The 9516-nt window shown below is 33.5% G+C and carries 12 protein-coding genes; 9 read left to right on the forward strand and 3 right to left on the reverse strand.

What is annotated here, in order from left to right; translation table 11 throughout:
• The first annotated feature begins 179 nt into the window (after window positions 1-179).
• From B5X53_RS09805 to B5X53_RS09835, 7 genes are all read left to right on the forward strand, one after another.
• Window positions 180-551 carry a sensory rhodopsin transducer gene (locus B5X53_RS09805; protein ID WP_079713051.1) on the forward strand — a complete coding sequence of 124 codons (372 nt, stop codon included), beginning with the start codon at window positions 180-182 and terminating at the stop codon, window positions 549-551.
• Window positions 552-1742: a D-arabinono-1,4-lactone oxidase gene (locus tag B5X53_RS09810; RefSeq protein ID WP_079713052.1), complete on the forward strand. Its 1191-nt coding sequence runs from the start codon at window positions 552-554 to the stop codon at window positions 1740-1742.
• The gene (locus B5X53_RS09815) at window positions 1742-2119 is read left to right on the forward strand and encodes a sensory rhodopsin transducer (protein WP_079713053.1); all 378 of its coding nucleotides are present in this window, start codon (window positions 1742-1744) and stop codon (window positions 2117-2119) included. The genes B5X53_RS09810 and B5X53_RS09815 overlap by 1 nt, the downstream gene beginning before the upstream one ends.
• A gap of 10 nt (window positions 2120-2129) precedes the next feature.
• Window positions 2130-2996, forward strand: coding sequence for a DMT family transporter (locus B5X53_RS09820; RefSeq protein ID WP_079713054.1), 867 nt, complete (start codon window positions 2130-2132; stop codon window positions 2994-2996).
• 332 nt (window positions 2997-3328) lie between these two features.
• Window positions 3329-3685, forward strand: coding sequence for an SPW repeat domain-containing protein (locus tag B5X53_RS19725; RefSeq protein ID WP_079713055.1), 357 nt, complete (start codon window positions 3329-3331; stop codon window positions 3683-3685).
• A gap of 244 nt (window positions 3686-3929) precedes the next feature.
• On the forward strand, window positions 3930-4988 hold the full coding sequence (locus B5X53_RS09830; RefSeq protein WP_079713056.1) for a class I fructose-bisphosphate aldolase: 1059 nt from the start codon (window positions 3930-3932) through the stop codon (window positions 4986-4988).
• A 35-nt stretch (window positions 4989-5023) separates the two neighbouring features.
• Window positions 5024-5572, forward strand: coding sequence for a hypothetical protein (locus B5X53_RS09835; protein WP_101023140.1), 549 nt, complete (start codon window positions 5024-5026; stop codon window positions 5570-5572).
• A gap of 99 nt (window positions 5573-5671) precedes the next feature.
• Here the strand turns inward: B5X53_RS09835 and B5X53_RS09840 are convergent, their stop codons facing one another.
• From B5X53_RS09840 to B5X53_RS09850, 3 genes are all read right to left on the reverse strand, one after another.
• Window positions 5672-6109, reverse strand: a complete 438-nt coding sequence (locus B5X53_RS09840; protein WP_079713058.1) for a hypothetical protein — start codon at window positions 6107-6109, stop codon at window positions 5672-5674.
• A 215-nt stretch (window positions 6110-6324) separates the two neighbouring features.
• A complete protein-coding gene (locus B5X53_RS19030; protein ID WP_159447902.1) occupies window positions 6325-6522 on the reverse strand; it encodes a histidine kinase dimerization/phospho-acceptor domain-containing protein in 198 nt (65 codons plus the stop codon).
• 379 nt (window positions 6523-6901) lie between these two features.
• Complete coding sequence (locus B5X53_RS09850) at window positions 6902-7363, reverse strand: DUF2267 domain-containing protein (protein WP_079713060.1); 462 nt, start codon at window positions 7361-7363, stop codon at window positions 6902-6904.
• 318 nt (window positions 7364-7681) lie between these two features.
• Here B5X53_RS09850 and B5X53_RS09855 point away from each other — a divergent pair, with 318 nt between their 5' ends.
• Complete coding sequence (locus B5X53_RS09855; protein ID WP_079713061.1) at window positions 7682-8380, forward strand: SDR family oxidoreductase; 699 nt, start codon at window positions 7682-7684, stop codon at window positions 8378-8380.
• A gap of 17 nt (window positions 8381-8397) precedes the next feature.
• Window positions 8398-9510 carry an NAD-dependent epimerase/dehydratase family protein gene (locus tag B5X53_RS09860; protein WP_079713062.1) on the forward strand — a complete coding sequence of 371 codons (1113 nt, stop codon included), beginning with the start codon at window positions 8398-8400 and terminating at the stop codon, window positions 9508-9510.
• The last annotated feature ends 6 nt before the right edge of the window (window positions 9511-9516 follow it).

Genomic DNA, 9516 nt, shown 5'->3' on the forward strand with positions numbered 1-9516 from the left:
ACTTTATCTAATTCTTAAAAAAAGAAGGAGAATTATAGGAGTATTTAGGAGCAGAATTCCTTTTATTCTCTTAGATAGGACCTGGTAAGATCTTGGCTTTCAGTAAGACTTAAAGTCGGAAGTAGTTATAAATTATCCAATAGCTTTATGAAACTAGTTAATAGTAAAAAACAGAAGAAATGAAAACATTTGGAAAAAGAACCTGGGTAATTGCCGAAGGATACATTCCCTCATATGGTACAGGGCCTGAACCGGAAATGACCAGTCACGAGACCGTTTGTATACTTAATACTTCAAATAAGGGTGCAGAAGTGGAGTTAACCTTATTTTATTCAGACAAAGACCCGGTCGGACCCTATAAAATTAAAGTTGAAGCCCAACGTACAAAACATTTACGAATCAATGACCTTGAAAATCCTGAACCAGTACCTCGTGATACGGATTATGCCTGTGTGATAGAATCCAGTGTACCTATAGTGGTGCAACATACCCGTTTGGATTCCAGACAGGCGGAAAACGCAATATTAACAACGATAGCTTATTCTGAATAGATGACTGATTTTAGGTGGAAGAACTGGAGTGGAAGCCTGTCATTTACACCGGGCAAGATAGTTACACCCGAAAGTGAAGAAGAGGTCGTAGCACTTGTAAAAACCGCGCAACGGGAAAACCGAAAAATTAGAGTAGTCGGCGCGGGGCACTCATCTTCTCCTCTAGTTAAAACCAAGGATATCTTGTTGTCTCTAAAGCACTTTCAGGGGGCAGAAGAACCGGATACTGATTCACACCGTCTTACTATTTTGGGAGGGATGACGGTGAAGGATGCTGGTAAAGAGGCCTTTCGGTATGGCTTGGCAATGCATAACACAGGGGATGTAGACGTGCAAACTATTGCAGGAGCTATTGGTACAGGAACTCATGGTACAGGGGTAAAGCTAAAAAACCTATCCTCGATGTTAGTAGGAGTTAGAATGGTTACAGGAACTGGCGAGATCCTTGAAACTACCTCTGATAATGATAAGGAGCTGTTCCGTGCCTTACAGCTTGCAATGGGAACCTGCGGTATTTTTCTAAAAATGCGATTACAGCTTGAAAAAACGTATCACCTTCATAGAAAAGAGTGGTGTGTGCCTATAGAAAAATGTCTTGAAAACTTTAATGATCTTAAAAAGAATAGAAACTTTGATTTTTATTGGTATCCCCGTAGTGACCTTGCAAAGATTCGAGTAATGAATAAGGTAGAGCAAGAAGTGCCGGAAATCTTCTATGGCAGTCTAGAAATGGAAAAAAAAGGACCCAGTCATGAGATTTTGCCGCGATCTCGACCTCTCAAATTTGACGAGATGGAATATGTACTCCCCGCCGATAAAGCTCTTGATTGTTTTCTGGAAGTACGAGAGCTCATTAAGAAATATTGGCGCAAAAGAGTTGCTTGGCGGGTACTAGTGCGAACTATCAAATCAGATGAGGCTTATATAAGTCCTATGGCTGGGAGGGAATCTGTAACTATATCTTTACATCATAATGCCGGTCTTAGATTCTGGGATTATTTTCAGGGAATAGAGCCCATCTTCGTAAAATATGGTGGCCGGCCGCATTGGGGCAAAAAACATACTTTGAAAGCGGATAAACTCAGGGATCTGTATCCCCACTGGGATAAATTTCATGATATAAGAAAACAATTGGATCCCACGGCCGTGTTTCTGACTCCATATATGGAAAAATTATTAATAACTAAATAATGAAAGCAATAGGAAAATTGGACTGGGCTTTTAGTGCCGGCAAGATACCTCTTCAAAGTATTGGTGAAGAACCAAAGTTTACTAGCAATGATAAATTAGCAATTTTAAATACTTCAGAAGAGAAAGCAATTATTGAACTTTTTATTTTCTATGAAAATAGGAAACCAATGGGTCCTTATTCTGTGACAATTAAGCCACTTCGGCTTAAAAAGATAAGATTTAACGATTTAATTGATCCGGAGGCAATAATGCTCGAACAAAATTATAGTTGCTATATTAAAACGAATGTAAAAGTGGTGATCCAGTTTAGTCGAATGAATACTGGTAATAATAAGGTTTCAGAGATGAGTAGTATGGCGTTTCCAGTAGAATCATAATTCAATAAGGATGTTAGGATTTTTATTAGCTTTTATGACAGCTATATCTGAAGCTTTAAAGGATATAGCTAGCAAATACAATCTACATCATATTGACGAGTACACAGCTGCATTTTCATTACACTTAATTCAAAGTATCCTTCTTGTACCTATCGTTCTATACCTTGGGATAGAGGTAATGTCCAGTAAATTCCTCCTGGCGCTTCTGGCCAGTTCAATCCTGCAACTTATTGTTATATTGCTATATTTTAAAGCTATAAAAAGATCGGAACTCTCAGTTACCGTTCCTCTTATAACTCTCACCCCGTTGTTTATGTTGATTACATCTCCAATAATGATTGGAGAGTTTCCCAATGCGTTGGGGATACTAGGTATTGTTTTAATTGTGACAGGGACATATATTTCTAATCTAGATTCAAATCAAAAAAATATTTTTGCGCCGTTTGTCTCCGTAGTAAAAAATCAGGGTAGCCGGTATATGTTGATCGTTGCTTTTTTATGGAGTATAACGGCAAATATTGACAAAATAGGAGTAGAGGAGACTTCCCCTGTATTCTGGGCATTTTCAAAAGATTTTCTGATCCTTTTTTATCTTATACCAATTTTGGCAATTAAATCTAAAAGACCTCTCAAGCAAATTAAAAATAGAAAAGTAGGTTTACTTTTAGTTGGTATGTTTAAGAGTACTAGTGTACTTACTCAAATGTATGCTATTCAATTTATTCTGGTGGCTTATGTAATTTCTATTAAACGAGCTAGCGCACTTTTTATAATCCTTTTTGCATTCTTTTTTCTTAATGAAAAGCATAATTTTAGAAACAGGATGATAGGAATCATAACAATCCTCTTAGGGCTGTTTGTTATAGCAATTTCCTAATTAAAATAAACTTTCGCAGGAGAGGTGGTCTAGAAAGTTTGTATTACTATAAAAATGTAGGTTTGGCGATTAAAGTTTTTTTAACAAAAAAACCTTTTCTTAAAACTTGTTTTTAACATACGGAATAATTCTACAGTACTGATAGTAAAGAGTACACTAGATATTAATTGGCATTCTCATGAGGGTTTTGTTAATTCAGTTTTAATAAAGGTTTGGCCTCTTTTTAATACAAAAAATGTTCACTCATTTTTAAATTTAGAGTAAACCAAAATCGTATTTAAAGGTACGATTGTGAGTTCATATCTTTTTGTTTAAGTAAAATCCCTCTTTATATGATACCACCCAGAGTTCACGGTTACCTTGATTATCTCATCGGAGGTTTATTAATACTAATTCCTTTAATATTTTCAAAAACCTATTATTTACCCTCTTGGATTTTATTAGGATTTGGAATAGGAACTATTTTATACAGCATACTAACAGACTATGAAATGGGTATTGCTGGTCTAATTAGTTTCAAATTACATTTAATCATAGATATAATTATTGGGTTTTTCCTGGCCTTATCTCCGTGGGTTTTTGGTTTTCAAAAAGAAATCTTTATTCCTTTTTTACTCTTAGGGATAGGGGAGGTTATAATTAGCTTATTTACAAATAGGAAGTTTTACAATGCAAGAGCCATCTTCTGAATAAAGTTTTTGTTTTCTTTAATATAATAAAGTTTTCATCATGTTATAGTCTGTTAAACCGGAGAATGAACCTTTTTAATTTCATTAATTTTAATGAAATGAATACTTAATATTTGGGATGATATTATACCCTATACATTTAAGTGTTTAAATTTTTGCAAAATCTTGTTTTGTCTGAAGAGCATATGGATCTGAATATTAATAAAAATAAGCGGGAATATCTTAAACAATCCACTAATTAATTATGGAAGCATTTGAACGAATACAGGAATTATTAGGCAATAATGCCGATTATTACCTTAGTCATCATTCTAAAAAGATTGTGAAAGATAACTTGACAATTCCGGGTCCCTCCATTATAGATAATTTTAGAAATTCTGATAGAAGTATACCAGTACTTAAAAGCTTATCCCAATTATATAATAACGGAAGATTGAAAGGAACCGGATATTTAAACATACTTCCTATCGATCAGGGAATAGAACATTCCGCAGCATTTTCTTTTTATAAAAACCAGGATTATTTTAATCCAGAAAATGTTATAAAATTAGCTTTAGAAGGTGGGTGTAATGCCGTGGCCAGTACAAAAGGCCTTTTAGCCATGCACTCTAGAAAATATGCAGATAAGGTTCCATTTATTGTTAAGATTAATCATAATGAGCTTTTGACTTACCCCAATACATATGATCAAATTAAATTTAGTTCTGTAGTAGAAGCTTGGAATATGGGCGCAACCGGAATTGGAGCTACAATTTACTTTGGGTCGGAACAAAGTGACCGGCAGATTCAGGAAATTGCTATGGCATTTGAAAAGGCCCATGAATTAGGAATGGCTACAATTCTATGGTGTTATATCCGTAATAAACAATTTAAAAGAGATGATGCCGATTATCACACTGCAGCCGATCTCACTGGCCAGGCTAATCACATAGGGGTCACTATTAAAGCTGATATTATCAAACAAAAGCTTCCCACTCTTAATTATGGATTTCGTGACCTTAATTCGGGTAAATTTGATGATGAAATGTATGATGCTTTAGGAACAGAACATCCGATTGATTTATGTAGGTGGCAAGTCTCTAATTGTTATATGGGACAAATTGGGCTTATTAATTCAGGTGGAGCTTCCAAGGGTGGTTCTGATTTAAAGGAGGCAGCAACGGCTGCTATTATAAATAAACGAGCAGGAGGTTCAGGTTTGATTATGGGAAGAAAAGCATTTCAAAAGCCTTTAAAAGAGGGAGTTGAAATTTTGAATCTGGTACAGGATATTTATCTTGATTCCAAAATCACCATTGCTTAAAATCTAAATATTAAATATTAACTAAAATGTATATTATGAAAAAAGTATTTAAATTGTTGATGTGCGTCCTGTTATTCGTACCAATTTACAGTTGTAACAATAATCAGCAGGGGAATATTGAAGATGAAGATGACCAGGATATCCGTATTGAAGGCCATCAAAAACAAACAGCCGGTGATGATGCTTATCCTGAAAATGCAGTAGGAGAATATTTAAACTATATATCTCAAGAACGCTCTGCAGATTATCCAGATCCGGAAAAGGCACTTAAATTATTAGCTTCAGCTATTTCCGAAAAAAATGAAGCAGCAGGTGTAAATTCCAGTAATGAACTCCAAAAGCTAACTAATATTAATGAAGCCGAGAATTACAGTATTAGTAAGACAGATTTCGTTACACTATTAAATGCTTTTAAAGATAGTTCTAATAGCGGTTCATTTGAAGGAGCGATCGATACGAAAGAACTAGAAAAAACTGTTGAAGAAATAAGCGTAAATAAAAATGATAAATCTAATAATAAAATTAAAAATTTCTTTGATGAGGCGGGTGAATTACTCCAAAAGATGAACGCAAAAGGTAGCTAAGCAAACGAACTTATAATTTCTATTTTCCTGACCTAATTAGAATAAACAGCAATTGGCCACATAAAGGAGAAACCACTATCCATATGTGGCTTTTCTTTTTTAAATTAAATATTTTTCTATTTTTTCCATTTCATGTTGTAGTAATTTTATTTGATACTTTTGATTTAATATTAAAGCACGAATTTTTCCATCTGTAATTTTTCGCAAGGACTCACAATACGCTGAATATAATTTTTTTTCAATCTGGCAGCACATTAAACTATGTTTATTATTTAAGTCTGGGTGGTATTTTTGATGTATTTCTCTGAGCTCATTCTTGCACTCCCGATCCAGTTTTTGGAGATATTTCTGATCTACTTTTTTCAACAATTGTTCCATTAAAAGTTTGTGAAATGAAATTTTTTGACAAACTAATTTCTTATAAAGATTTTTTATATATGGTTTTTTGGAAGATAGTATACATTGTTTATAAAACATTCCCCATTTAAAATTCCACTTATAGATTTTTTCCAGTTCTTTAAGTTCAAGATTTTTCAATTTTAAATAATTTAGTGGTTATCAATCCTAAATTAAATGAAAATTTATATGTGAACTTTGAAGAAAAGTTAATTAACCTGTTTTTAAATCTCCCCTTTTATTAAAGGGCTTAAACGATATTAAGCCAACAAAATTTTAATAGATTCTAATATAATAATGTTAATAAACCCTTAATTTTGTTTAGACGATATAAATTACAATAGAAACTGTAAAAATTAGTTTCTAGGACTTTTTATTTGTAATTTCTCTGTCTTATGTGCGATATCAAGAATAATCTTGTCTAACTCTTCGGCAGATTCTGAAAGCATATCCAGGATTTCTTCGAATGATTCTTCATTCTTATCGGTTTCCTTCGCAAGATAAATTAGACCCATAATTGATGTAAGTGGAGCTCGAACCAAATGTGACTGCATCCATGCTATTTCACGAAGTTTTTTATTTTGTTTTCTGATTTTTTTAATTTGTTGTCTGGAAGTTGTAACATACAAAGCGGATCCTACACTTCGAATAGGACTACCGTTTTTGTCCCGCACTATCATCTATCTACTAAGAAAGCTAATGAACCATCCTCTGAATATATTCTGTATTCTTTATACCAATAGGTTTCATCTTTATTATTCAGTATCAGTTCAAAATGAATTCCAAACATTTTCAACATCTTCTGTAAGACTACCTCATAATTAAAGTATAGATGAATAGTCTATCAGAGATTTATATTAATAAATAGTAGTAGTGTTTTTTTCAAACAAAATCCAAAATCCATCATAGATATCTTTGAGTTTAATCAAAGGTTTATTCGGCCTTTATTTTTTGATTTAAATAAGTCTTTATTTCCCCAGGCATTTGATTTATGATATCTGTAATTTGGAAGAGGGAAATATACTTGTTTAATGATTTAATAGTTATAGTAATAATCTCCTCAGTAGATAACTTCCAGGGAAAATCTTTTTCTCCTTTTTTCCTTTGATTCTTCTTTACTTCCGATTTCATTTCTTCTAAAGTAGAATAATCAAGTTTGGGTTTTTTGGAATACTCCCAACTTTCAATATAGATTCCTCGTAATATTGTGGGTAAAGGTTGCATTAGGAGAAAAGCTTCATTAAAATCAATTCTGTCCCGTATGGTAAACATAACGGACCTCCATATTCTTAATACTCTTTCCTTTTCTTCGGGATGTTCTAATTCCGTTGCCAGATCATTAATATATTCATGTGCCTCTTGTTTAAATGTCTCAAAATTTAGATTAGAATTCATTTTCTTACAATTTTAAAAGTTAATATTAAATATCCTTTTTTATAACACGAAGGAACCTTTTTATATAAAATTAAAACAATTTGAATTCTTCATTTTTACGTTTTAATAATCTTAACCTTTTAATACTGGTTTAGCACCGCTTGGTTTAACATCTTATGACTAAAAGCACGTCAGGAGCCTAGTATTGGGGCTTAAACATTGTCGAAAGAATTAACAATTGTTTAAAAAAACTTTAAAGCCTGTTCTGCTGAAGCTCCTCTAATTTTAAATTAGTAGCATTTCTAGATAATTGAAGAAGAGCTCTATAAAAAAAGAAATATGTCTGTCAGAAATAAAAAAGTATTAATAACGGGAGGATCTAGCGGAATAGGAAAAGCTATTGTAAAAAAACTTTACTCCCACAATCATATCGTGATTGTAGATAAGGTTTCACCGGAAATATCGCATCCGAATATTTCTTTTTTGAACATAGATTTAGAAGATCAAAAAGAAATTGCATTAGCTCTTCCTAAAATAGCAAAGGAATTCGGTGTTTTTGATCTTCTTCTACTTAATGCCGGCAGAGGTATACAAGAAAAACTTACGGAAGGAGATCCTGAAAGATGGCAGGAGATCATTAATCTGAACCTTATGGCGCCCTTACGTTTTATAAGAAAATTTGTGCCCCAGATGATGTCAAAGAAAGCTGGAGATGTGGTAATAATATCGTCTGTAGCTGCTCACCAACCTCATCCTTACGGAGGAATCTATTCGGCAACAAAAACTGCACTGGAAATCATTGCCGATACCTTACGCTTGGAAGTAGTTCCATTTGTCCGTGTGACCACTATTGTTCCCGGAATAACTGATACCAGGTTTTTTCAGAATCAAATTTCTGGTTTTACTTCTGTGGAAAACCTTAACATGGGTGCAATTTCACCTGATGAAATTGCTGATGACCTCATTTACGCCCTCACTAAGAAAAAAGATACTGCTATAAATAAAATAATAACTAGACCTGTAAAACAATCATTTTAATATATAGAACTAAAATTATGTCTAAAAAAGTTTTAATAACCGGAGGAGCCGGATTTATTGGTTCTCACCTTGCTGATGATCTCCTAAAAGAAGGATATGAAGTTAGAGCCCTAGATTGTCTTTCTCCACAAGTTCATGGAGAAAAAAGAGATAGACCAAATTACCTACATAAAGATGTAGAACTTATTATTGGTGATATAAGGGACAAAGAAATTGTTTCATTAGCCCTTCAAGATGTTTCAATAGTTTTTCATTTAGCTTCAATGGTAGGAGTTGGACAAAGCATGTATGAAATAAGAAAATATACTGATGTAAATAATTTGGGAACAGCAATTCTTATGGAATGTTTAATAGACTCTAGCGTAGAGAAATTAATAACAGCTTCCAGCATGAGTATTTATGGAGAAGGTGCTTATCAGGATGGGTTTGGAACAATTCATCATAACAGTAAGCGTTATGTTTCGGATTTAAAAAATAAAAAATGGGAATTATATAACGACGGGCAGGAACTTCAGCCTGTACCAACTTCAGAGAATAAAGTTCCTGCTTTATCTTCTGTTTATGCTTTATCAAAATACGATCAGGAACGATTAAGTCTTATTACCGGTGAAGCATATAATATACCTACCACTGCACTCCGGTTTTTTAATGTGTATGGTACAAGGCAGGCGTTATCAAATCCATATACAGGAGTATTGGCAATTTTTGCATCAAGATTTATCAATAATAAGCCTCCGGTCATTTTTGAAGACGGAAATCAACAAAGAGATTTTATTCACGTAAGTGATGTAGCAAGAGCGTGCGTATTAGCTATGGAAAGCGAAAAAGCAAATGGAGAGGTATTTAATATTGGAAGTGGAAAACAATATAAGATTTCCTTTGTAGCCCAGAAATTAGCCCATGTAATGGGTAAAGAAATAAAACCAGAAATAAGTGGAGAATACCGGGTAGGAGACATTCGTCATTGTTTCGGGGATATATCAAAAGCCAGAAAATTATTATCATTTGAACCGCAGAAAAATTTTGACGATGGACTTTTAGAGCTTTCCCAGTGGTTAGAGCATCAGATTGCCAATGACTCTATTGAAAAAGCTAACCAGGAGTTATCAAAACGAGGATTAACCATTTAAAATTAA

The organism is Salegentibacter salinarum (assembly GCF_900168115.1).
Classification (GTDB): Bacteria; Bacteroidota; Bacteroidia; order Flavobacteriales; family Flavobacteriaceae; genus Salegentibacter; species Salegentibacter salinarum.

Coding starts and splice junctions, on each gene's coding strand:
- B5X53_RS09850 (WP_079713060.1), bottom strand. CDS start 7,363: ATGAATTCTAATCTAAATTTTGAGACATTTAAACAAGAGGCACATGAA.
- B5X53_RS09855 (WP_079713061.1), top strand. CDS start 7,682: ATGTCTGTCAGAAATAAAAAAGTATTAATAACGGGAGGATCTAGCGGA.
- B5X53_RS09860 (WP_079713062.1), top strand. CDS start 8,398: ATGTCTAAAAAAGTTTTAATAACCGGAGGAGCCGGATTTATTGGTTCT.
- B5X53_RS09835 (WP_101023140.1), top strand. CDS start 5,024: ATGAAAAAAGTATTTAAATTGTTGATGTGCGTCCTGTTATTCGTACCA.
- B5X53_RS09820 (WP_079713054.1), top strand. CDS start 2,130: ATGTTAGGATTTTTATTAGCTTTTATGACAGCTATATCTGAAGCTTTA.
- B5X53_RS09830 (WP_079713056.1), top strand. CDS start 3,930: ATGGAAGCATTTGAACGAATACAGGAATTATTAGGCAATAATGCCGAT.
- B5X53_RS09805 (WP_079713051.1), top strand. CDS start 180: ATGAAAACATTTGGAAAAAGAACCTGGGTAATTGCCGAAGGATACATT.
- B5X53_RS19030 (WP_159447902.1), bottom strand. CDS start 6,522: ATGCAGTCACATTTGGTTCGAGCTCCACTTACATCAATTATGGGTCTA.
- B5X53_RS19725 (WP_079713055.1), top strand. CDS start 3,329: ATGATACCACCCAGAGTTCACGGTTACCTTGATTATCTCATCGGAGGT.
- B5X53_RS09815 (WP_079713053.1), top strand. CDS start 1,742: ATGAAAGCAATAGGAAAATTGGACTGGGCTTTTAGTGCCGGCAAGATA.
- B5X53_RS09810 (WP_079713052.1), top strand. CDS start 552: ATGACTGATTTTAGGTGGAAGAACTGGAGTGGAAGCCTGTCATTTACA.